Raw genomic sequence first — 22,060 nt, 5'->3', positions numbered from 1 at the left:
AGATAAGCCGAGGTCTTGTACTTCGGCTTATTTTCCGTTAAATTATGTTAGTAAAGTGCTGTTAAAGGGTAGTTGTTCGTTTTTTTTGTTAATTTTTATTATAATAGGAAGAAACTCGTTTTCTTTGGGAGAAATAGACAGTTATGAGGCGCTGGACAAAAGAAAAGTTCCTCAATTCGTAGAACGAGTTGAGGAACTATTGCGTTATGCTTTTGATTTTACTTTACCAGTCCAGGTTTTAAATCCACCTTGTAGCTGATAAATTTGGTTATAGCCTTTTTTCTTTAGTAAAAGCGCAGCACGTGCACTACGGCCTGTATTTTGACAATACAGGTAAACAGGTAGGTCAGGGCGAACTTCTTTGTAACGTTGACCGAACTGCGTTGTTGGAATGTTACGAGCACCTAAAATATGTCCTGCCTCGAACTCTTTTTGTTCACGTAAGTCGATTAGTTGTGCCTTACGATACCCTTGAATAAATTCTTCTTGAGTTAAGTTTGTTACAGCTTTTTTCAAGCGGAATGAGTTCACTAAAACGTAAACGATGACAGCAGCTAGGATGACTGCAATTGTGTAAAGTATTGTCACTGCGATATTGCCCCTTTCTTTCTCTACCCTCTATTATAAGAGATTAACTGGAGATAGTCGAGTGAGTTTGATAAAATGTATACTTTAAGGAGATGATAATATGGATTCAACGTGGTATTTTATTAATTCAGGTCCATGTCGTGCGTCATATAATATGGCACTAGACGAAGCATTACTCGATTGGCATAGTACAGGAGCGATTCCACCAGTCATTCGATTCTATGAATGGAACCCAGCCACAATATCAATTGGCTATTTTCAACGAGCGGAAAAAGATATAAATTTAGAAGCAGTACGAGCGCAAGGTTTAGGATTTGTACGTCGCCCTACAGGTGGTCGTGCGGTGCTACACGATCAGGAACTTACATATTCCATTATTGTGTCAGAAAACTATCCTAATATGCCGCAAACAGTAACAGAGGCGTATCGTGTGCTAAGTGAAGGATTATTAGTTGGCTTTCAAAATTTAGGACTTGATGCTTATTTTAGTGTACCGGAAACAAAAGAACAGCGAGATGATTTAAAAAAGCCAAAAAGTGCCGTATGCTTTGATGCACCGAGTTGGTATGAGCTTGTAGTTGAAGGCAAAAAAGTAGCAGGAAGTGCACAAACTCGTCAAAAAGGCGTGATATTACAACATGGTGCAATTTTACTTGATTTAGATGAAGATAAGTTATTGTCTGTATTTAATTTCTCTTCACCAGAAGCGAAAGAAAGAATGCGTGCAAAACTGCCTGAAAAAGCGGTCGCGATGAATCGTTTAGTCGAACAGCCGCTTTCTGTGGAGCAATGTGTTAAAGCCTTCCATTCAGGCTTTGAAGAAGCACTACAAATTAAGCTCATTCCTTATGAATTAACGGCGGAGCAGCATCAATATGTAGAACAACTTGAGCAAACAAAATACTTGACAGACGAATGGAATTTCAAAAAATAATTTACGAACGTCTGTTTTATTTGTCGCAAAAAATTTATAAATCTGCAAAGCCTTGATAATTGGGCTTTAATCACTGTTTAAAAAAAATCAACCCCTTGCGCAGAAAAAAGTTTTGATGTAATCTTTTTTAAGTGAATAAAAAGGATCTATATCTAGTACCCTAATTCCTGTATGATACACTATATATTGTGTTATGATAAAAAGAACTGTTAGGCAAACCATATAGTAAGCATCAATTAATTTTTCAAAGGGAGGCTGGCAGATGGTAGTGTTAAATAATCAAACAACCATCCTCGTGGACCAATTAAACAAGGACATCGAGCAATTCAAACAAGTACATCCGATTACACCGGATATGCATCTTACGCATAAAGGGGTATCACGTCTTGTCATGATCGATCGCTACTCGTTTAAGGACACGGAAAAGAAAACATTAAAGCCAGGCGACTTTGTCGTACTGACAGTGAAGGAAGATCCAAAATTCCCTGCACGCGGCTTAGGGTATATTCAGTCTATTAACCAACAAACTAAAAAAGCGAAAATTTTAATCGAGGAAGATTATCGTCATGTGTTAGAAGGCGTCGAGCAAGAAACGGGTGTCATCGAACGCGCACTTGATATTATCGAGAAACCTCTTGAAATTTATTATGAGCAAATTGCAAAACGTAATGCAACAGGCTTAGCAACTGTTGAAAAAACGCCTGAAAAACAACAAGAGTGGTTCGAGAAATTTTACGAGCAGCTTGTAAGCTTGAAATTCATTCCTGCTGGACGTGTGATTTATGGAGCAGGCTCAGAAACCGATGTAACATTCTTTAACTGTTATGTCATGCCATTTGTAGCTGACTCACGCGAAGGAATTAGTGATCACCGTAAGCAAGTAATGGAAATTATGAGCCGTGGTGGTGGGGTCGGTACGAATGGTAGTACGCTTCGTCCGCGCAACACATTAGCACGTGGTGTAAATGGTAAATCATCTGGCTCGGTATCATGGTTAGATGATATCGCCAAACTGACGCACCTTGTTGAACAAGGTGGATCGCGCAGGGGCGCTCAAATGATAATGTTAGCGGACTGGCATCCTGATATCGTGGAATTTATTATTTCGAAAATGCAAAACCCTCGTATTTTGCGTTATCTGATTGAAAATACATCAGATGAGTCAATCATGCGTATTGCAAAAGAAAAGTTGAAATTTAAACCTTTAACAGCGCAAGAAGAGGCAATGTATCAAAGTATTGTAAATTACAAAAATATTCCAGGTTATGGCGGTTTTGACGAAGGAATTATTCGTGAAGCTGAAACAAAACTACGCGACGGTGGGAACTACTCAGTGCATAACTCAGAATTCTTAACGGGTGCGAACATTTCTGTAACATTAACAAAAGAGTTTATGGAAGCTGTTGAAAACGATGAAGACTTCGAGCTTCGTTTCCCAGACGTTGCCAACTATAGTCCAGAAGAAATGAAAATCTACAACGAAAAATGGCATGAAGTCGGCGATGTTCGTGAGTGGGAAAAACTAGGTTACGCGGTCCGCACATACCGTACAATTAAGGCAAAAGAACTTTGGAACTTAGTTAATGTATGTGCAACGTATGCAGCAGAGCCAGGCATTTTCTTCATCGACAACGCAAACGACATGACAAATGCAAAGGCATACGGGCAACAAGTAGTTGCGACGAACCCTTGCGGAGAGCAACCACTTGCACCTTATTCAGTGTGTAACTTGGCTGCGGTGAATTTAGCGCAGTTTGCAAATAAAGAGTTGAAAACAGTAGACTTCGACGCGCTACGTGAGACGGTAAAAGTCGGCGTGCGCATGCAAGATAACGTAATTGACGCAACGCCATATTTCCTTGAAGACAATAAAACGCAAGCACTAGGCGAGCGTCGTGTTGGCTTAGGGGTTATGGGACTTGCTGATTTACTAATCTACTGTGAAAAAGAATATGGTTCTGAAGAGGGCAACAAGCTCGTGAACGAAATTTTTGAAACGATTGGCACAGCAGCTTATGAGCAGTCTATTGAGCTTGGTAAAGAGCGCGGGAGCTTCCCATTCTTACAAGGTGAAACAGAGGCTGAGACCGCTCGTTTACGTCAAGCATTTATTAATACAGGCTTTATGAAGAAAATGCCTGCACATATTCGTGAAGGTGTTCTTGAAAACGGTATCCGTAACTCACACTTACTAACAGTAGCGCCAACAGGTTCAACTGGTACAATGGTTGGTGTGGCAACAGGTCTGGAGCCGTACTTCTCATTCACATATTACCGTTCAGGTCGCTTAGGTAAATTTATTGAGGTAAAAGCTGAAATCGTGAAAGAATATTTAGACGCGAACCCAGGTACAGATGAGCAAAACTTACCGCACTGGTTCAAATCATCAATGCAATTATCTGCTGAAGCGCATGCGGACGTACAGTGCATCATCCAAAATTGGATCGATTCATCGATTTCAAAAACAGTAAACGCACCAAAAGGCTACGGCGTTGAGCAAGTACAACAAGTGTACGAACGTCTATATAAAGGCGGCGCTAAAGGTGGTACAGTTTACGTAGACGGATCACGTGATTCACAAGTACTAACGCTAAAAGCAGAAGAAGCGAATTCAGATGAGCAATTAACATTTGAAGAAGATCTTGGCCGAGACGACGCAAAACAACGTCCAGTCGTGTTAGTAGATACGATTGCACCACTTGCACAAACAAACGTAACAATTGGTTCTGAAGTCGGCAACACATGCCCGGTATGCCGTCAAGGAACGGTAGAAGAAATGGGCGGCTGCAACACATGTACAAACTGTGGTGCACAGCTAAAATGTGGACTATAACATAAAAAAATGAGCATGTTACGAGGCGTTAGTCGCTTCGTAACATGCTTTTTAATTATTAATGAGCTGTTTTTTTTATTGAAAAGTGGAAATTGACCAATTGAACATACGACTTAACAATAAATAAGTGTCAATGGCGCTTAATTTCAAATAAGTTGTATGTCAATCTCGCCAAATTCAACATTTTACGTTAGAAAAAACATCGCCACAAAAAGGAGAGATGACGCCCTCTATAACGTAATATTTTCGTAACCACTAAAAAAATTACTAGGAACCATTTTCTATTTTACAAAAAAATCATATGCATTTTTTGCAATAAGCAAGCTTGTCACGACGATAAAAAGTAAACGGACATATTTTGTACCGCGCCCGAGTGCAAATTTCGCCCCGCAAAATGCCCCAATAATCATCGCAAAGCCCATAATAAAACCGTATGTAAAATTTACTGCACCAAGTATGATAAACATTATAAGTGCAGCTAGATTACTTATGAAATTCAGAAGCTTCGCATTACCGGAAGCTTGCAGAAAGTCAAAGCCCATCATAAGAAAGAGAAAAATAATAAACGACCCCGTACCCGGTCCTAAAAAGCCGTCGTAGAAGCCGATGACAACGAGTGCACCGAAAAAAAGGATGCTACTTTTTTTCGTCATCTCTTTGCGCTTTTCAATGCTTCCCCAATCTTTTTTATATAGCGTATAAATGAGCACGACGACCAGCATAACGAGCACAAGTGGCTTTAATAAATCAGGTGAAATGAAATGTACTGTCCAGGCACCGAGCATTGAACCACCGAATACGAGCGGTAAAATAGGTCCAAGCAGTTTTATATCAATTTTCCCAGCGCGCAGAAACGTTAGCATGCTTGTTAAATTTCCCATTGATGCTGCAAGTTTATTTGTTGCAATGGCAGTAGTTGGAGGCAAGCCGACAAATAGTAGGGCAGGCAGTGTAATTAGTCCACCACCGCCAACGATGGAGTTCAGAAAAGCCCCTAAAAAGCCGAATAATATAAGTAGTGCAACTGTAATAATATCAATTTCCATAAAAGATACCTCTTTTCTCTGTAAGGAAATAGTATCGGAGTTTTCTGATCTTGTAAATGAATGATATTATAAATTATGGAATTTTTGGGATTGAATATTATTTATTTATATTGTGGTGATTCCGTTATGCTGCTCGTTCGTCTTTAAATACTGAGGGAGGTGCTTTTGTGCGGCGTCGGACGTATGATGAACATTACGATTCCGTATTTAAATACATACTTTATTTAACCGGCAATATCGATTTAACACATGACTTATTGCAGGAAACCTTTTATCGTTTTTTCAAGCAGGATTTTGTAAAAAAAGAACGTGCATTATTAATTAAAACTGCGCGCAATCTCGTTTATGATCATTTCCGTAAAAAGCGGATTTTATCGTTTATTTCACTAAAGGAAGATAAACGTGTAGATGAGCAGCCATTACCAGATGAGATTGTAGAACGGGGTGAGGAAGTAGCTGTATTGTACAGGGCCCTTCAACAAATTAAATTATCCTACAGAGAATCAGTCGTACTACGTTATATAGAAGAACTATCTGTAAAAGAAGTAGCTATAGCTCTTGGTTGCAGTGAAGCACAGGTGAAAAATAATACTGCGCGGGGCTTAAAGGCACTACGTCAAGTGATGGAAGGTGGGGAAGACGATGCGTGAAGAACTATTGAAGGAGTTAAGCGCAATTCAGCCATCACAAATAGAGCGACAACGTAATTTTGAAAAAATTGAGCAACGGCTAGTTAAAACATCGAAGTTTAATTGTAAAATTCCTTCGTTAATTATTGCGATGATTGCGATTACTCTCTTCCTTGTCATGACGGAAACATGGATTCCGCAGCAAACTGCAACAACGGATGCAAATGTTATGACGAAAGCGCTCATTACAAGAGATGATTTTGTGCCAACAACAAAATGGCAGCGCGGAGTAAAGGAAGAGAAGGATAAAGAGCGGCTTGCGCATTTCTCTAAGTTTTTAGATGTCCTACAGCCTATACAACCAATTGACCAGGTAGCTGTACCTGATTATACCGTGAAGTTTATGTATTCGGATGGAACAGAGCGCATATTAAAACAGTATATTGGACAGGTGCAAAATTATTATTATGAGCCAGCTACCGATAGCTATTTCGAGCTAGCTCAGGCGGATAAACAGCGGTATAATCCAATGTTTATAGAAACGATTCTTGTTAGCAATGCATCTCTTTTCTGGTTGGTTGTGCTGTTTGTTCTGGTCGGCTTACACCATTATATTAATAAAAATATGCGAGTAATAGGGGAACCAGGTCGCAAGCTTCCTCGCCATTCAACGTACATGCAGTCGCTGGTTGTCATTGTGATGATTATTAGTGTTGCTAGTATGTTATTTTTCATTCCACATGTACATTTCTTTATGCCTGTTGCAATAATTATTTGTGGGAATTTGTTCTGTTTAGTTCTTGAAGAAAAGTATGGTCAAAATAATTGGCGAAAATTTAGCTTTGTCACGGATGGCTGTTACGCAATTGTGATTCTATATTTAGTGGTCTGGTTAGTTTGATAGCGAGAGAGTGGTGTGGGATTCAAAAAAGGTGAAGTTCTGAATAAAGCGCCTATTTTTTGAGTATACCGGTCAAAGTTCCGAACAATACTCCGAATCAGCCATCTTTACTATTAATCCAACAAAAAGAGAGTGACCCACCCCGCGTGAGCCACTCTCTTCCTTTTTAGTCATGCGCCATTGTAGCGGCGATTTCTGGATTTTTTTCGACTTCATGTAATTTTTTGAATGAAGCGATGGCTACTTCAACCATATCGTCTTTTGGCTCTTTTGTTGTTAGTAGTTGTAGCCAAAGTCCAGGGTAGCCAAGGAAACGTAGTACTGGAATGTTGCGGACAGCATTTGTAGCTTGTAGAACTTCAAACGATACGCCAAGTACAACTGGTATTAATAAAATACGGTTTACAAGACGTAACCATAGTGGATCGGTAGGCACGAAGAAGTAAATAAACATCCCGACAATAACTGTAAATAAAATAAAGCTTGAGCCACAGCGGTAGTGCAGGCGTGACTGGCTTTGTACGTTTGCCACAGTAAGTTCCATCCCGGCCTCGTGACAGTTAATGACCTTATGCTCAGCACCGTGATACTGAAACACGCGTTTAATCAGTGGCGTCATCGCGATAATTTGCAAATAGCTTAGTAATAAGATGAGCTTAAAGCCCGTTTCTAAGAAAACTTGTCCTATTTTACCTGTTACCCAAGGAGAGAATAATTCTGCTAAGAATACTGGGACTAACGTAAATACGAATTTTCCAAATAAGAATGATAGTACGCCAACAACGGCTACTCCCAATATCATTTGAAGCTTCGAAGTTTCCTCGGGCTCTGCATCTTCTTCTTCACCAGGCGTAACTTCATAACGCTCACTGGCGAATTGCAGATGTCTTGAACCAAATCCCGCTGATTCAATTAATGCGACAACCCCACGCACGAACGGAATCTTTTTTAATTTCTGTAAAATTGGTTTTTTCTTTTTTTCCACATGGAAATAATCAATAGAATCGTCATTACGGCGAATCGCGGTTACCATATGATCTTTACCAGCGAACATAACACCTTCTAGTAGTGCTTGTCCTCCGTATACAGGAGATCCATTACTCACTTATGTACACCACTCTCTATAATTAGTATCTAAATATTAACTTTATTATTGTACTAGATTTTTACGAAAAGCTCTACGTTTACGCATAGCAATCGTAGAAATTGGTGAAACTAAAGGTAAAAAGGAGTGGGTTTCTTATGCAAGTAAGTCTTATGACATCTTTAGTGAGTGCAGTTTTCTTTGCGATTACTCTAAAGCTATTACATTTATTCCATTTAATTAAGTGGAAGCCGGTTGGGTACGCGAAAAAATGGGAAATGGAAGGAGTAGGGACGTTTGGGAAATGGCTGCTATTAATCGTGGCGCTCTTTGTTGTAGCGATGCTGTTTTATGTTGTTATGCAGTTTGTGACGCGCGTGCCTGCAATATTTACATCATTTGTAATTGGACTGGCGCTTGCAATCGTAGCAGAGTGGGTGATTTTTGATTATCCCGCAGAACTAACATCATTTAAAAAGCTGTCAATTCCATTTATTGTAATGGTTATTATTACGCTACGCTTTATTTTTGAGACGGCTTCATTCGGCCGGCGGGGAAGCCTATTTAGACAGTCTAAATAAGTTGCCGTATAAATTGACTGTGATAAAATAAGGAAAGTACGCCATATAAAGGGGAATGACAATGAAGCTTTTTGTATTAAATGGTCCAAATTTAAACCGTTTAGGTAAACGTGAGCCGGAAATTTACGGTTCTGAAACGTTAGCAGATGTAGCAAGTAAATGTACGTCAATTGCAGCTGAATTCGGGGCTAGCGTTGATTTTCGTCAGTCGAATCATGAGGGTAAGTTAATCGATTGGGTGCACGAAGCTGAAGATACGCATGTTGATGGCATTGTGTTTAATCCTGGTGCGTATACTCATACAAGTATTGCACTACGTGACGCCATTGCAGCAGTTAATGTGCCGGTTATTGAAGTGCATATCTCAAATATACATAAACGCGAGTCATTCAGACATCATTCATGGCTTGCGGCAGAATGTGTAGGTCAAATTTGTGGACTCGGAACATTTGGCTATGAACTAGCACTTAGAAAGTTTTTACAACAGTAAAAAGGGGAGTAACATGAATGGTTAAATTAGCAAAATTGCGTCAAGCTTTACTAGACAATAATGTTGATGCACTTTTAATTACAAATGAGTATAACCGTCGTTACATGACAGGCTTTACTGGTACAGCTGGTGTGGCAATCGTGTCACAACAAGATGCTGTATTCATTACGGACTTTCGCTATACAGAGCAAGCTGCAGCGCAAATTCAAGATTTCCGCATCGTGACGCACACGGGTCTAATCTCTGCAGAAGTAGGAAAACAAGTCGCTTTAATGGGCGTAAAAACGTTAGGCTTTGAAAAGGATGCGATGAGCTATGGGCTATATGAGCTTTATAAATCGGCAGTAAATGTTGATTTTGCTCCACTTTCAGGTTTAATTGAAAAAATTCGCTTGATTAAGAGTGAACAAGAGATTAATATTATTAAGGTTGCATGTGAAATTGCAGATAATGCATTCACACATATATTAAGCTTTATTGAGCCCGGTAAAACGGAGCTTGAAGTTTCGAATGAACTCGAATTTTTCATGCGTAAACAGGGTGCTACAAGCTCATCTTTTGATATTATTGTGGCTAGTGGCGTTCGTTCTGCGTTGCCGCATGGCGTAGCAACAAATAAAGTCATTGAACAAGGTGATTTTGTAACACTTGATTTCGGTGCATACTATAACGGATACATTTCTGACATCACACGTACAATTGCTATTGGTCAACCTTCTGAAAAATTAGTTGAGATGTACAATGTTGTACTTGAATCACAACTGCTTGCTTTAGAAAAAGTCGGTCCAGGCATGACTGGGATTGAAGCGGATGCAGTAGCGCGTAATTATTTGACATCAAAAGGTTACGGCGAGGCATTTGGTCACTCAACAGGACATGGTATCGGTTTAGAAGTACATGAAGGACCAGGACTTTCATTCCGCTCAGACACGGTGTTAGAGCCGAATATGGTCGTAACGATTGAACCAGGTGTATACTTACCTGGTATAGGTGGCGTTCGAATCGAAGACGATATTGTAATCACTGAAACAGGGAATGAACTATTAACGCATTCGACAAAACAACTACTTAACTTATAATTTTGGAGGAATAACACATGATCTCAGTAAACGATTTCCGTACTGGTCTAACAATTATTGTTGATGGCCAATTATACCGCGTTATGGATTTCCAACACGTAAAACCAGGTAAAGGCGCTGCATTCGTACGTTCTAAATTACGTAACCTACGTAATGGTAACGTACAAGAAAAAACTTTCCGCGCTGGTGAGAAAGTAGAAAAAGCACAAATCGACAACCGTAAAATGCAATATCTATATGCACAAGGTGACGAGCATGTATTCATGGATTTAGAATCTTATGAGCAAACTGAACTTGCTGCAGTTCAAATCGAATACGAATTAAAATTCTTACAAGAAAACATGGAAATACACATCCAGTCTTTCCAAGGTGAAATGCTAGGTGTAGAATTACCAAATACTGTAGTGCTTGAAGTTGCAGAAACGGAACCAGGTATTAAAGGGGATACAGCTTCAGGTGGTACGAAACCAGCAATCCTTGAAACTGGTCTGTCTGTACAAGTACCATTCTTCATTAACCAAGGTGATAAATTAATCATCAACACAACTGACTCTTCGTACGTATCACGTGCACAATAAATAAGTGAAAGAGGGTGCGAGTTATATCGCACCCTCTTTTTTATCTACGTAAGTAAGGATGTCGTCTCACACTAATTTATTTAGATGTGTCTTTCTAATTTGCGGAAGCCAACTACAAAACCGTTAATTTAGTTGAATTTCCTCTAATATATTTTAGGGTCTTACCAAAACATGTGCTTTACTTTAAAAGAAAGTGTACAACTTTATAAGCACATGGAACGGAAAGCGTCCGCCTGGAGTGCAATGTGCTGTCAAGTACAGATTTTGGTGTAGAGCCATATTTTAAATGAGTGTTTTATATTGAAAATACAACATTTAGTGGCTAAATACGGCGGAATAACTTACAATTTATGTAAGGGGTGATGGAGATGTTAAAACAATTTGCAATTAAAAAACCAATCATTCAAGCACCAATGGCAGGGATTACGTCACCAAATTTTGTGGCTGCTTGTTGTGAGGCAGGTATTTTAGGTTCAATTGGTGCAGGCTACTTAAACGGTGAGGAAACAAAATCTTTTATCCAACAAGTAAAGGCACTTACCGATAAACCGTTTAGTGTCAATTTATTTATTCAAGATGAACCAAAGATTGATATCTCTGTTTTGCAGCAGGCGAGAACGGCATTACAGCCAATTTATGAGGAGCTTGGTATTAGCAATTTACAGCGCGTTGTTTCGAATAATGTCTTTGATGGACAAGTTCAAGCAGTAATTGATGAACAAGTACCAATTTGTTCGTTTACATTTGGTTTGCCATCTGCGGATATTATTGAGCGATTAAAAGGAAATGGGACATATTTAATTGGGACGGCGACCACTTTGCAAGAGGCTATTGCCGTTGAGACTGCAGGGCTTGATGCCATTGTTTTGCAAGGTAGTGAGGCGGGTGGACATCGCGGTTCATTTACAGAGGATATCGAGCTTTTCTCGATAGAAGAGCTATTAAGGCAAGTAGTACCAAAAGTTTCATTACCTATTATTGCAGCTGGCGGTATTATGACGACAGCGCATATGCAAACGATGCTTCAACATGGTGCGTCTACGGTTCAAATCGGGACGGCGCTTCTTACGGCGACTGAATGTAAAGCAAGTGAACTACATAAAAACGCGATTTTACAGTCACATGAAAAGGACACGACCTTAACGAAAGCATTTTCTGGGAAATATGCACGTGGATTAAAAAATAAATTCACTGAGGATTTGAAAGATGCCATCGTCGCACCTTACCCCATCCAGCATTACTTAACGATAAAAATTCGCCAGGAAAGTGTAAAGCAAAATCGTTCAGAATATTTATCATTATGGATGGGTGAAAACAGCTTTATGGCAAAAGAAGCTTCTGTACAAGAAATTGTCGATACTTTACTAGCAAAGATATAACTTCATGTCCCAAAAGAAACCGGCAAAGTTTGTCGGTTTTTTTCGTTTATTAACAACGAGATATAGGGTAGCTATGGTTTATAGGTAAGGGAGGAGGCGAATTGATCTTAGAAGAGTATACGAGCTATATAGTAATGTTCTTCTATTAGAAGATTTAAAAAGCATGTGAACGACGTTGCAGCGAACGTTCACATGCCTTATTTTTGTTAAGGAAATTATATATTTTCGCCATGTGGATAACTTTCAAAAAAGTAAATGCTACGTCTAGGCTAAAGCGCCAGCCCCTCGAGGTCGCTTCGATCCCTCGGGTGAAGGCGAAGAGAGTGCCTTCACTTCGGGCTCTCCAGCGCTTGTCGGGGCTAAGCAGGCGCTTTAGCGCTTTTGTTCTTATGCGGGCATTTCAGTATTAGTTGGCGTTGCATAGCCCTCTTTGTACATTGAATCAATTTTTTCACGAATGTCTTTCAACTCTACGCCGTCTTTTGACATTTGAGCAGCTTGTATGGCTATTTCTATGCATACATTGCAACGTGTTCCATGATCATCCCATGTAATAGTGCCGTCCGCGTGACGTTCCTGAATAAAGCAATTTAAATTATTGCGGTGTCCTACAGAATCCCCACAGCCACAGTAACAAGGCACCCATTCTAATACATCTGAATAATTTGCTGCTACTTGATACGACAGGCGTATTGTTTCATTCTTATCGTCTAAAAAGCTAGGCAAAATTTCTGGGCCTGTTGTTACTTCTTGAATATCGCCAGAAACATGGCTTTGTACAGCTTCTTTCTCTTCATGTTGGTGAGTTACAGTTTCCTGCCCACATGCACTTAGTACCAAGAGTAAAATCACCGTTATTGAAAATTTCTTCATCGTTTTATCACTCCATTCATCGTTATTATAGCAAATAGGAAAGTGAGTGAGGGGAGTTAATTGTCCAATAATGAGTATTCGATTTATACAAAGAGCAGGCAATTGCCTACTCTTTTTTAGTGGATAAGAAAGTATAACTTTCCCATCCACATAAGTAAGGACATCAACTCGCCCTATTTTGGGCGAGTTGTGTCTTTCTAACACGATAAGAAAGTATAACTTTTTGATAATGTCTAGGCATTAGCGCCGCACGCTCGAGGTCGCTTCGATCCCTCGGCGAAAGTGGTGGGGCGTTTACTTTCGCTTCGGGCTCGCAAGCAGCTTGCCCGCGTGCAAACGGGCGCGAATGCGCTTTTCTTACGTGAACGTATGAAGTTTCAAGTGCTGAAAAAAGCCACTACTGCATATATTAGCGTACGGAAAGGGGGGCACTGCTTGTGGAACTGCAAGATGTGCTACGGGTAGCGGGGGTTGGACTGGTTATTGCACTCCTACATGTTTTTTTTGAACAAACAGGAAAAAAAGAATTTTCCTTCTTTCTCTTTTTTATAGCGTATCTCTATATGACGGCAGAGCTGATTCGATTTTTACGCTTGTTTTTTGGGGAAATTCTAGTGTTTTTTCAATGGCTTACCGCGTCTAGTTAAATGATTTTCCTTTTTTTTGCCGTCATCTTTCTATTGTTGCTAATGCTATTAAAAGAATCTGTTGGCAAGCTTCACCCGCTCCTAATGGTAATTTTCTTTTTCATCTTATTTCAAGCTGTTGTGTTACAGCAGCTTATCCCATTTTTAACAGGGCTACAGCAGCTAATTACCGATCTTCCATATGGGACAGAATTAATTTTTACCGCACTCCTGCTTCTACTTGGACAACACTTTTCAATGCTATTTGAAGAGCAGGATTACGATGCCATTGCTGAGCTCGTGAAAACTTCTGTTCGTATCACGTTGTTGTCGTTTTGGTTACTACAGCTTACGCCGGTATTCCGGCAGTTAATGTCATTGTTTGAAAGGCTACAGTGATGCTATGACGCAGCTAACAACCATTTTTGCAGCGCCTTTATCATCCGCGCTATTTGCCATTGTTCTAGCAGTTTTGTATGTGCTTCTCTTTCTCATCTTACAAGCGTTTTTACCTGATGAGCAAAAGTTGCTTGAACAGCTGTTTATCCTGATTTTCATTGCTACATTTGCGGAAAGGATTGTTGAGGCATTTGTTGTAATGGGGCAGTTGATTACAGTGCTACAAGGATTTTTTGCAGCGCTCATGCCCATTTTGTCAACGATGCTTCTTGCTGTACAAGCTGTCTTTTCCTTACTAGCATGGAATCCAATTGTGCTATCGGTGATGCAGTTATTGTTATTTATATGTACAAAAGTATTGATACCCGCGCTACTTATTGCACTTTTTTTAGATGGTGCAACGCGTATTTTACCAGCTATTTCTTTTTCGAAGGCCAGCGATCTACTCCGTGCGTCTGTATTGAGTATGGTAATCGCATCTGTCCTTGCGTTAACTGCCATTTTGTCCTTTTCAGGAATTGCTTTTTTTCAATTAAATGATGCCATTAAATCCCCTATAAAAAAATTAATTGAGCAAAATATTCCGCTGATTGGTGGACTTATTGTAGAAGGCTTCTCACTGTTTAATAAATACCAATCAACGGCAACGACAATTTTTGGCCTTTCATTTTTGTCTGCAGTTTGGGCAGCGGCCTTTTATCCAGCAGGTACGCTGTTAATTCATGCATTAACATTTAAACTACTCGGTGCACTGACAGAACCATTTACAAATGGAAGAATAAGCGGGCTTTTTGATGATGTTGGGAAAACGCTGTTTGTACTTTGCGCGATTGGGTTTTTACTAGGCTTTGCAATAGTCTTTATTGTCTTGATTTGTGTGATTATTATTCAACTGGGGGTGGGCAAGAGCTATTGAAGTTAATAATGATGCTAATTTTACTTGGGAGCTGTCTACTAGTGTTAGCAGATGAAAAAGAGTTCATTGTGTATGTGAAGCTTGCGTTGTTTCTAACCTTATACGGGCTCGTGCTAAATACTTTCGCATAATGCTTAGAAGTGCTTCATACACTATGTTGAAATCAATTCGGAAGGGGGCGCATTACGCGAATATGTGGAAAAGAAGCGAGCAGGTCGTCCTCTTCTTTTAATTCTAGCTGTAATGATTGTGGTCATAGCTTATAGTATGTGGACATCAACATCATCTGATAGTCAAGCAGGTAGCGTAACATCGGAGCAACAATTGGCACAGGTGTTACAGGAAATTCATCAGGTGGGACAAGTAACGGTCTATTTTCATTACGGAGAGTTAGTGGGCGAGGAACAGTTTATGCTGAGTAACTATTTTCGTTCTGCAGGAGGCGAAGCAGGGATTACGGGTGTATTAATTGTCGCGGAAGGCGCATCAAATCCAGCGATTAAACAATTACTGAAAGACAGTGTGAGTAGTGTAATGCAATTACCGCAACACCGAATTGTCATTGTACCGATGCAAAAAAAGGAGGACAAATCATGAAGGTGAAGAAAAAAACAGTTTGGTTACTAACATTATTTAGTTTAGTAGCTGTAATTTCTGTGTATTATGTATTTGAAGTGGATCGCGGAGCAAACATTTTAACGATCTTTACAGATGACACACTTAATGAAACACAAATTTTCGGTGTTGATGATGAACAGACAACAACGGTTAACTCTGAAAGCGATCTGTTCCAAGAGATGCGCCTAGAGTTAAGCAACAAACGTAGTCAATTACGCGAACAACTAACACAAAAAATTGCGTCAGAGCAACACACAGCTGAAGAAAAAAGTGAAGCATTTAATGAAATGGACGCACTCATTAAGACAGAATCTTCGGAAGCTATGTTAGAAATGCTCATCAAGTCCGTTGGCTATACAGATGCATTGGTCCGTATCGAGGAAGAAAAGGTAGCCGTAACGGTTATGTCAGATGAAATGTCAAAAGAGCAGGCGAATGAAATTGTTTATCTCGTCAAATCGGAATTAGATGAAAAAATTCAAGTATCGGTGGATATTCAATCCATGTATTAATTTGAAAGTGTTTCATAATAGGGAAATAGTTAATAATTGTGTTGTATAGCAGTATTTCACGAATTTCATTCACTTATCGATATTATGTTCTGAATTATGTGTATTTTTTTTGATTTTCAAAATATCTATTTCAAAATGCCCCAATAAAATATAAAATAGAATCTGTAGTGAATTATTACGCATAAGGGAGAGATAATAATGTTCAAAATCCAAGAAATTCGTGAAATTATTAAATTAGTAGATGCTTCTTCAATAGACGAGTTCGTATACGAAGCAGACGGCGCTAAAGTTAAACTTAAAAAGAACGGCGGAGCAACTGAAGTTGTAGCACCGAAAAAAGAAGTTATTGCACCTGTAGTACAACAAGCGGCTCCAACAGCTCCAGTAGTTGCGGCACCAGTTAAAGTAGAGGTGGCACCAGCAGTACCTGTAGCTGAAGATGCATCACTACATAAAATCACATCACCAATGGTAGGAACTTTCTATGCAGCTCCAAACCCAGATTCACCAGTATTCGTTCAAGTTGGCGATAAAGTGGGCGACGAATCGATCGTATGTATCGTTGAAGCAATGAAATTATTCAACGAGATTGAAGCTGAAATCAAAGGGGAAATCGTTGAAGTACTTGTGAAAGATGGCCAACTAGTAGAATATGGTCAACCATTATTCCTAGTAAAAGCTGAGTAAGGGGTGCTTACAACAATGAAAAAAGTATTAATTGCAAACCGTGGTGAAATTGCAGTACGTATTATTCGTGCTTGTAAAGAACTAGGTATCCAAACTGTAGCAGTATATTCAGAAGCGGACGCAGAAGGATTACACGTGAAATTAGCGGACGAAGCATATTGCATCGGTCCTAAATTATCAAAAGACTCTTACTTGAGTTTCCCGGCTGTGTTAGGTGTTGCACAAAAAACAGGTGTTGACGGCATTCACCCTGGTTACGGCTTCTTAGCTGAAAACGCAGCATTTGCTGAGGCTTGTGAAAATGCAGGTATTAAATTTATCGGTCCATCATCTGATGCGATCAAAATCATGGGGATTAAAGATGTAGCTCGTGACACAATGGAAGCAGCAAATGTACCTTTAGTTCCAGGTACAGGCATTGTTCCTAATATCGAAACAGGTAAAGAATGGGCAGCGAAAATCGGTTACCCAGTTATCATTAAAGCAACAGCTGGTGGTGGCGGTAAAGGGATCCGTGTCGCGCGCACTGAAGAAGACCTTGTAAAAGGCATCGATATTACACAAAAAGAGGCAGCTGCGGCATTTGGCAACCCTGGTGTGTATTTAGAAAAATTCATCGAGTACTTCCGTCACTGTGAAATCCAAGTTCTTGCTGATGGTCATGGCAATGTTGTTCATTTAGGTGAGCGTGACTGTACGGTACAACGCCGTATGCAAAAACTTGTTGAAGAAGCACCATCTCCAGCACTAAGCCCAGAGCGTCGTGCGGAAATGGGCGCGGCGGCAGTGAAAGCAGCACAAGCTTGTAACTACGAAGGCGCTGGTACAATCGAGTTCATTTACGATTACCAGGAAGATCGTTTCTACTTCATGGAAATGAACACACGAATTCAAGTAGAGCACCCAGTAACAGAAATGATTACAGGCGTTGACCTTGTGCAACAACAATTAAAAATCGCGTCTGGTGAGAAATTACCATTCGCTCAAGAAGATATTAAAATTAATGGTTGGGCAATGGAGTGCCGTATTAACGCTGAAAACGCTTATAAAAACTTCATGCCTTCAGCTGGTACGGTAGAAACGTATGTAGTTCCTGGTGGTTACGGTGTACGTATTGACTCTGCGGTTTATGCAGGTTACACAATTCCACCATACTACGATTCAATGGTAGCGAAGCTGATCGTGCATGCAGATACACGTGAAGAAGCAATCGCAAAAATGAATCGTGCGCTTAGTGAGTTTGAAGTAGCTGGACCTGGTATTAACACAACAATTCCATTCCACCAAGCATTAATGAACAACGATGTCTTTAAATCAGCGAAATTCAATACGAAATTCCTGGAAGAGAACGACATTTTAAATACAGCTGTAAAAGCATAATTACTATTTAGTAACCCCTTCCTTTATTCTATGGGAAGGGGTTTTTTGGCGATTTATAAATTGCTGTGTAGAAACACAATTATTTCACTAAAAGCTATTCCCCAACGCACAAACTTTTTTAAATTGTAGTATACTATATGGAAGCATAATGAAAAATGAAATGCCTATTTAAGGCAAGTTTACATAAAGAGAGGATGTTCGAAAATGGCTGAAAAACAACCATTATCATTTGTACAACCAACACCATCAGGTAAAGAAGAGCTTGGTCAAATCGAGGTGGCACCTGAAGTGATTGAAGTAATTGCAGGTATCGCAACAACTGAAGTAGAAGGTGTTGCAGCAACTCGTGGTAATTTTGCATCAGGTGTTGTAGAACGCTTTGGTAAAAAAGTGCACTCTAAAGGAATCAAATCTGCGATGTCTGAAGAAGGAAATATCGTAATTGATGTTTTCTGCACAGTGAAATACGGTTTTGCGATTCCGAAAGTGGCGAAAAATATTCAGTCAACGATCCGCCAAGCAATTTTAAATATGACAGCTATTGAAACGAGTGAAGTGAATGTCCATATAACAGGCATTCAATTTGAAAACGCTAAGGACGGCGAATAATTTTTAGTGGCAGCTTGAGCAGTACTACATCATGTAGTGCTGCTTTTTTTCATTTAATGCTTATTTGCATATTTTCTGGGGAAAGAAAGTGGGCAACTTTGATTGAAGGGAAGTGCTTTAAGTGAAAACATTTTCAGCATTTGACAGGGAGCCAATGACTCAGTCGCTAAAAGAGGGTGTACTAGATTTACTTATTATCGGCGGTGGTATTACCGGAGTCGGCATTGCACTCGATGCGGTAACGCGCGGATTAACAGTTGGGCTCGTAGAAATGCAGGATTTTGCAGAAGGTACATCTAGTCGTTCCACTAAACTTGTGCACGGCGGACTACGATATTTAAAACAGCTACAAATAAAAGAAGTGGTAGAGCTTGGACGTGAGCGAGCGATTGTATATGAAAATGGTCCGCACGTCACAACGCCAGTAAGAATGCTACTGCCGTTTTATAAAGGAGGTACATTTGGTCCGTTTTTTACGGCACTAGGGTTAATAATATATGACATCCTAGCAGGTGTGAAAAAGAGTGAGCGTCGTTTTATGCTGTCAGCGGATGACACAGCGAAGTGTGAACCACTCGTAAAAAAAGAAGATTTACTCGGTGGGGGTTTGTACGTCGAATACCGAACAGATGACGCGCGATTAACGATTGAGGTGATAAAAGCGGCGGCTGAACGAGGAGCGATAGCACTTAATTACACAAAAGCAATTAGCATTCGTAGCAATAATTTTACCTTCACTGTAACGTTAGAAGATCAGCTGACAGGTGAAACGTATAAGGTGAAGGCCAAAAAGGTAGTGAATGCAGCAGGTCCCTGGGTAGATGAAGTGCGCAAACTGGCTGGAGAGCTGACTGAAAAACAGTTAATTTTATCAAAAGGTGTGCATCTTGTTTTTGACCAAGAGGTTTTCCCGTTAAAACAGGCGATTTACTTTAATACACAAGATGGACGTATGGTTTTCGCGATCCCGCGTGACGGCAAAACGTATGTAGGCACGACGGATACATTTTATGAAGGGGACCCAAAGGATATGCACATTACGGCAGAGGAGCGCGTGTATTTGCTTGATGCCATTTATTTTATGTTCCCGTCTCTTGCTAGTAAAGGGCTGAAGATAGAATCTGGCTGGGCAGGAGTGCGTCCACTTATTCACGTGGATGGCAAAAGTCCGTCTGAAATTTCGAGGAAAAATGAAATATGGCAATCGAAAAATGGCCTGATAACAATTGCAGGTGGGAAATTGACTGGTTACCGTAAAATGGCAGAAAAAATTGTTGACTTACTATGCAAGCAGCTCCAAAATGAATTCGGGAAAAAGTCTACATCTTGTATAACAAAGCATTTATCGATTTCAGGTGGGGATGTTAGTGGATCGAAGTTTTTCGATCATTATGTGCAGGCGCAAATTGGCAATGGCGTAAAGCTTGGGTTATCGGTTGAAGAAACTGAACAGCTTGCTCGTCACTATGGAACAAATGTGAACAAAGTGTATGCCTATATGAAGCAGGCAAAGGGCTCGCTTCCCCCAGTTATTTACGGACTGCTTTATTACAGTATTTTTTATGAAGCAGTTGCCAAGCCAGTAGACTTCTTTATTCGACGAACGGGTGCGTTATTTTTCAACATTGCCTTTGTAGAGGAGCATAAAGAAGCTGTTATTGATGAAATGAGCACGCTGTTTGAATGGACAGTTGAGCAAAAAGTACTGCATACAATACAATTACAAGAGGCATTGGCTAATGCGAAAAAAGCCTGAGCTAGGAGGGGATTGAATGGAAAAATTTATTATGGCGTTAGACCAAGGAACGACAAGCTCACGTGCGATATTATTTGATAAAAAAGGGAATATAGCCCATGTCGCTCAGCGTGAATTCAAGCAGTATTTCCCGCAATCTGGCTGGGTAGAGCATAACCCTAAAGAAATATGGAGCTCTATTTTATCGGTCATCGCAACAGTTTTATCTGAAAATAATATTAGCCCAGAGCAAATTCAAGGTATCGGCATTACGAATCAGAGAGAAACAACCGTCGTGTGGGATAAGAACACAGGAGAACCCGTGTATAATGCGATCGTTTGGCAATCTAGACAAACAGCTGGGATTTGTGAGGAGCTAAAAGAAGCTGGGCATGAGGAATTATTCCGCAATAAAACAGGACTACTAATTGATGCTTATTTTTCGGGCACAAAGGTAAAATGGATTTTAGATAATGTGGACGGAGCACGTGAAAAAGCGGAGGCAGGTGACTTATTATTCGGCACGATTGATACGTGGATTATATGGAAACTTACTGAGGGAGAAGTACATGTAACGGACTATTCAAATGCGTCTCGCACGCTCATGTACAATATTTTTGACTTGAAATGGGATGAGGAGCTTTTGGATATCTTAGCTGTACCGGTCTCAATGCTACCGGAAGTCCGCCCATCATCCGAAGTGTACGGTAAGCTTTCGGGCAAACATTTCTTCGGCCACACAGTGCCAATCGCAGGTATTGCTGGAGATCAGCAGGCAGCACTATTTGGGCAAGGGTGCTATGACAAAGGAATGGTAAAGAATACGTACGGCACAGGCTGCTTTATGCTTATGAATACAGGCGAGGAAGCGGTACGTTCAGAGCATGGTTTACTAACGACAATTGCGTGGGGTTATGACGGTAAAGTAATTTACGCGCTAGAGGGAAGCATATTCGTTGCCGGCTCAGCAATTCAGTGGCTACGTGACGGTATGCGGATGATACGTAAATCATCGGATAGTGAACTGTACGCAAAAAAAGTGGACGATACGGAGGGCGTATATGTCGTCCCAGCTTTCGTTGGATTAGGAACGCCATATTGGGATAGTGACGTACGAGGTGCTGTATTTGGCTTAACACGGGGAACGTCAAAAGAGCACTTCATTCGTGCAACGCTAGAATCACTTGCCTATCAAACCCGTGACGTGCTAGCCGCGATGCAATCTGATTCAAGTATTACTTTGAAAACTTTGCGCGTTGATGGGGGTGCAGTAAGGAATGATTTCTTAATGCAGTTCCAGTCGGATATATTAAATGTACCGGTGGAGCGTCCTGCAGTAAATGAAACAACAGCTATCGGTGCGGCCTATTTAGCTGGGCTTGCAGTGGGGTTTTGGGAAGACCTAGAAGAAGTAAAAAAACATTGGAATTTAGATAAAAAATTCGAGCCCAAAATGGCAGAAACGCGTCGTGAAGAATTATTTTTTGGATGGCATCAGGCGGTAAAAGCTGCGCAGATGTTCAAATAAATTCTAGAGCGAGGGGAAATCTCCTTGCTCTAGTTTTATTTCTTGTTTTTTTCTG

The 22,060-nt window shown here is 40.3% G+C and carries 24 protein-coding genes; 20 read left to right on the top strand and 4 right to left on the bottom strand.

Annotated features, from left to right (window positions below; translation table 11 throughout):
* Positions 1-204 precede the first annotated feature (204 nt).
* Positions 205-588 (bottom strand): rhodanese-like domain-containing protein, encoded by a 384-nt coding sequence (locus tag MHH87_RS10780; protein ID WP_340749310.1) that lies wholly within the window; start codon positions 586-588, stop codon positions 205-207.
* Between the two features lie 100 nt (positions 589-688).
* Here MHH87_RS10780 and MHH87_RS10775 point away from each other — a divergent pair, with 100 nt between their 5' ends.
* Both MHH87_RS10775 and MHH87_RS10770 read left to right on the top strand, forming a co-directional pair.
* On the top strand, positions 689-1,522 hold the full coding sequence (locus tag MHH87_RS10775) for a lipoate--protein ligase family protein (RefSeq protein ID WP_340749309.1): 834 nt from the start codon (positions 689-691) through the stop codon (positions 1,520-1,522).
* Positions 1,523-1,784: 262 nt separating this feature from the next.
* Complete coding sequence (locus MHH87_RS10770) at positions 1,785-4,355, top strand: vitamin B12-dependent ribonucleotide reductase (protein ID WP_340749308.1); 2,571 nt, start codon at positions 1,785-1,787, stop codon at positions 4,353-4,355.
* Between the two features lie 281 nt (positions 4,356-4,636).
* Here MHH87_RS10770 and MHH87_RS10765 read toward each other — a convergent pair whose 3' ends face one another.
* Positions 4,637-5,401 carry a TSUP family transporter gene (locus MHH87_RS10765; RefSeq protein WP_340749307.1) on the bottom strand — a complete coding sequence of 255 codons (765 nt, stop codon included), beginning with the start codon at positions 5,399-5,401 and terminating at the stop codon, positions 4,637-4,639.
* Positions 5,402-5,568: 167 nt separating this feature from the next.
* On the opposite strand from MHH87_RS10765, the gene MHH87_RS10760 reads away from it, so the two are divergent.
* Positions 5,569-6,051 (top strand): RNA polymerase sigma factor, encoded by a 483-nt coding sequence (locus tag MHH87_RS10760; RefSeq protein WP_340749306.1) that lies wholly within the window; start codon positions 5,569-5,571, stop codon positions 6,049-6,051.
* Entirely contained in the window at positions 6,044-6,931 is an 888-nt protein-coding gene (locus MHH87_RS10755) for a hypothetical protein (RefSeq protein ID WP_340749305.1), read from the top strand. The genes MHH87_RS10760 and MHH87_RS10755 overlap by 8 nt, the downstream gene beginning before the upstream one ends.
* Positions 6,932-7,097: 166 nt before the next feature.
* Here the strand turns inward: MHH87_RS10755 and MHH87_RS10750 are convergent, their stop codons facing one another.
* Positions 7,098-7,985, bottom strand: a complete 888-nt coding sequence (locus MHH87_RS10750) for a DUF1385 domain-containing protein (protein WP_445683125.1) — start codon at positions 7,983-7,985, stop codon at positions 7,098-7,100.
* A 188-nt stretch (positions 7,986-8,173) separates the two neighbouring features.
* Here MHH87_RS10750 and MHH87_RS10745 point away from each other — a divergent pair, with 188 nt between their 5' ends.
* The 5 genes from MHH87_RS10745 (at position 8,174) to MHH87_RS10725 (ending at position 12,122) form a co-directional block, all read left to right on the top strand.
* A complete protein-coding gene (locus MHH87_RS10745; RefSeq protein WP_340749303.1) occupies positions 8,174-8,596 on the top strand; it encodes a hypothetical protein in 423 nt (140 codons plus the stop codon).
* 61 nt (positions 8,597-8,657) lie between these two features.
* Entirely contained in the window at positions 8,658-9,086 is a 429-nt protein-coding gene (aroQ, locus tag MHH87_RS10740; RefSeq protein WP_340749302.1) for a type II 3-dehydroquinate dehydratase, read from the top strand.
* A 17-nt stretch (positions 9,087-9,103) separates the two neighbouring features.
* The gene (locus MHH87_RS10735) at positions 9,104-10,165 is read left to right on the top strand and encodes a M24 family metallopeptidase (protein WP_340749301.1); all 1,062 of its coding nucleotides are present in this window, start codon (positions 9,104-9,106) and stop codon (positions 10,163-10,165) included.
* Between the two features lie 17 nt (positions 10,166-10,182).
* Complete coding sequence (efp, locus tag MHH87_RS10730) at positions 10,183-10,743, top strand: elongation factor P (protein ID WP_340749300.1); 561 nt, start codon at positions 10,183-10,185, stop codon at positions 10,741-10,743.
* A 368-nt stretch (positions 10,744-11,111) separates the two neighbouring features.
* Positions 11,112-12,122: an NAD(P)H-dependent flavin oxidoreductase gene (locus tag MHH87_RS10725; protein ID WP_340749299.1), complete on the top strand. Its 1,011-nt coding sequence runs from the start codon at positions 11,112-11,114 to the stop codon at positions 12,120-12,122.
* 387 nt (positions 12,123-12,509) lie between these two features.
* Here MHH87_RS10725 and MHH87_RS10720 read toward each other — a convergent pair whose 3' ends face one another.
* The gene (locus MHH87_RS10720) at positions 12,510-12,995 is read right to left on the bottom strand and encodes a PCYCGC motif-containing (lipo)protein (protein ID WP_340749298.1); all 486 of its coding nucleotides are present in this window, start codon (positions 12,993-12,995) and stop codon (positions 12,510-12,512) included.
* A gap of 437 nt (positions 12,996-13,432) precedes the next feature.
* Between MHH87_RS10720 and MHH87_RS10715 the strand changes: the two genes are divergently transcribed.
* The 11 genes from MHH87_RS10715 (at position 13,433) to glpK (ending at position 22,005) form a co-directional block, all read left to right on the top strand.
* On the top strand, positions 13,433-13,642 hold the full coding sequence (locus tag MHH87_RS10715) for a stage III sporulation protein AC (RefSeq protein ID WP_340749297.1): 210 nt from the start codon (positions 13,433-13,435) through the stop codon (positions 13,640-13,642).
* Entirely contained in the window at positions 13,643-14,020 is a 378-nt protein-coding gene (locus MHH87_RS10710) for a pyruvate formate-lyase (RefSeq protein ID WP_340749296.1), read from the top strand.
* A gap of 4 nt (positions 14,021-14,024) precedes the next feature.
* Positions 14,025-14,936: a stage III sporulation protein AE gene (locus tag MHH87_RS10705; protein WP_340749295.1), complete on the top strand. Its 912-nt coding sequence runs from the start codon at positions 14,025-14,027 to the stop codon at positions 14,934-14,936.
* Complete coding sequence (locus MHH87_RS10700; RefSeq protein ID WP_340749294.1) at positions 14,933-15,067, top strand: hypothetical protein; 135 nt, start codon at positions 14,933-14,935, stop codon at positions 15,065-15,067. Before MHH87_RS10705 ends, MHH87_RS10700 begins: the two co-directional genes overlap by 4 nt.
* A gap of 64 nt (positions 15,068-15,131) precedes the next feature.
* Positions 15,132-15,533: a hypothetical protein gene (locus MHH87_RS10695; protein ID WP_340749293.1), complete on the top strand. Its 402-nt coding sequence runs from the start codon at positions 15,132-15,134 to the stop codon at positions 15,531-15,533.
* Positions 15,530-16,066, top strand: a complete 537-nt coding sequence (locus tag MHH87_RS10690) for a SpoIIIAH-like family protein (RefSeq protein WP_340749292.1) — start codon at positions 15,530-15,532, stop codon at positions 16,064-16,066. The genes MHH87_RS10695 and MHH87_RS10690 overlap by 4 nt, the downstream gene beginning before the upstream one ends.
* 198 nt (positions 16,067-16,264) lie before the next feature.
* On the top strand, positions 16,265-16,753 hold the full coding sequence (gene accB / locus MHH87_RS10685) for an acetyl-CoA carboxylase biotin carboxyl carrier protein (protein ID WP_340749291.1): 489 nt from the start codon (positions 16,265-16,267) through the stop codon (positions 16,751-16,753).
* 15 nt (positions 16,754-16,768) lie between these two features.
* On the top strand, positions 16,769-18,133 hold the full coding sequence (gene accC, locus MHH87_RS10680; protein WP_340749290.1) for an acetyl-CoA carboxylase biotin carboxylase subunit: 1,365 nt from the start codon (positions 16,769-16,771) through the stop codon (positions 18,131-18,133).
* Positions 18,134-18,337: 204 nt separating this feature from the next.
* Entirely contained in the window at positions 18,338-18,742 is a 405-nt protein-coding gene (locus MHH87_RS10675) for an Asp23/Gls24 family envelope stress response protein (RefSeq protein ID WP_340749289.1), read from the top strand.
* Positions 18,743-18,863: 121 nt separating this feature from the next.
* Entirely contained in the window at positions 18,864-20,498 is a 1,635-nt protein-coding gene (locus MHH87_RS10670; protein WP_445683090.1) for a glycerol-3-phosphate dehydrogenase/oxidase, read from the top strand.
* Between the two features lie 16 nt (positions 20,499-20,514).
* The gene (glpK, locus tag MHH87_RS10665; protein WP_340749288.1) at positions 20,515-22,005 is read left to right on the top strand and encodes a glycerol kinase GlpK; all 1,491 of its coding nucleotides are present in this window, start codon (positions 20,515-20,517) and stop codon (positions 22,003-22,005) included.
* Positions 22,006-22,060: the final 55 nt, after the last annotated feature.

Origin of the sequence: Solibacillus sp. FSL H8-0538, assembly GCF_038003525.1 — a bacterium.
Taxonomy (GTDB): Bacteria; Bacillota; Bacilli; order Bacillales_A; family Planococcaceae; genus JBBOPI01.
This window is presented reverse-complemented; position numbering and strand designations above follow the sequence as displayed.

What these genes read in the sequence shown, in the direction of transcription:
- accB (WP_340749291.1), top strand. Translation starts at nt 16,265, where the DNA reads ATGTTCAAAATCCAAGAAATTCGTGAAATTATTAAATTAGTAGATGCT.
- aroQ (WP_340749302.1), top strand. Translation starts at nt 8,658, where the DNA reads ATGAAGCTTTTTGTATTAAATGGTCCAAATTTAAACCGTTTAGGTAAA.
- MHH87_RS10675 (WP_340749289.1), top strand. Translation starts at nt 18,338, where the DNA reads ATGGCTGAAAAACAACCATTATCATTTGTACAACCAACACCATCAGGT.
- accC (WP_340749290.1), top strand. Translation starts at nt 16,769, where the DNA reads ATGAAAAAAGTATTAATTGCAAACCGTGGTGAAATTGCAGTACGTATT.
- MHH87_RS10745 (WP_340749303.1), top strand. Translation starts at nt 8,174, where the DNA reads ATGCAAGTAAGTCTTATGACATCTTTAGTGAGTGCAGTTTTCTTTGCG.
- MHH87_RS10720 (WP_340749298.1), bottom strand. Translation starts at nt 12,995, where the DNA reads ATGAAGAAATTTTCAATAACGGTGATTTTACTCTTGGTACTAAGTGCA.
- MHH87_RS10735 (WP_340749301.1), top strand. Translation starts at nt 9,104, where the DNA reads ATGGTTAAATTAGCAAAATTGCGTCAAGCTTTACTAGACAATAATGTT.
- MHH87_RS10705 (WP_340749295.1), top strand. Translation starts at nt 14,025, where the DNA reads ATGACGCAGCTAACAACCATTTTTGCAGCGCCTTTATCATCCGCGCTA.
- MHH87_RS10755 (WP_340749305.1), top strand. Translation starts at nt 6,044, where the DNA reads ATGCGTGAAGAACTATTGAAGGAGTTAAGCGCAATTCAGCCATCACAA.
- MHH87_RS10770 (WP_340749308.1), top strand. Translation starts at nt 1,785, where the DNA reads ATGGTAGTGTTAAATAATCAAACAACCATCCTCGTGGACCAATTAAAC.
- efp (WP_340749300.1), top strand. Translation starts at nt 10,183, where the DNA reads ATGATCTCAGTAAACGATTTCCGTACTGGTCTAACAATTATTGTTGAT.
- MHH87_RS10725 (WP_340749299.1), top strand. Translation starts at nt 11,112, where the DNA reads ATGTTAAAACAATTTGCAATTAAAAAACCAATCATTCAAGCACCAATG.
- MHH87_RS10690 (WP_340749292.1), top strand. Translation starts at nt 15,530, where the DNA reads ATGAAGGTGAAGAAAAAAACAGTTTGGTTACTAACATTATTTAGTTTA.
- MHH87_RS10750 (WP_445683125.1), bottom strand. Translation starts at nt 7,985, where the DNA reads ATGTTCGCTGGTAAAGATCATATGGTAACCGCGATTCGCCGTAATGAC.
- MHH87_RS10710 (WP_340749296.1), top strand. Translation starts at nt 13,643, where the DNA reads ATGATTTTCCTTTTTTTTGCCGTCATCTTTCTATTGTTGCTAATGCTA.
- MHH87_RS10775 (WP_340749309.1), top strand. Translation starts at nt 689, where the DNA reads ATGGATTCAACGTGGTATTTTATTAATTCAGGTCCATGTCGTGCGTCA.
- MHH87_RS10765 (WP_340749307.1), bottom strand. Translation starts at nt 5,401, where the DNA reads ATGGAAATTGATATTATTACAGTTGCACTACTTATATTATTCGGCTTT.
- glpK (WP_340749288.1), top strand. Translation starts at nt 20,515, where the DNA reads ATGGAAAAATTTATTATGGCGTTAGACCAAGGAACGACAAGCTCACGT.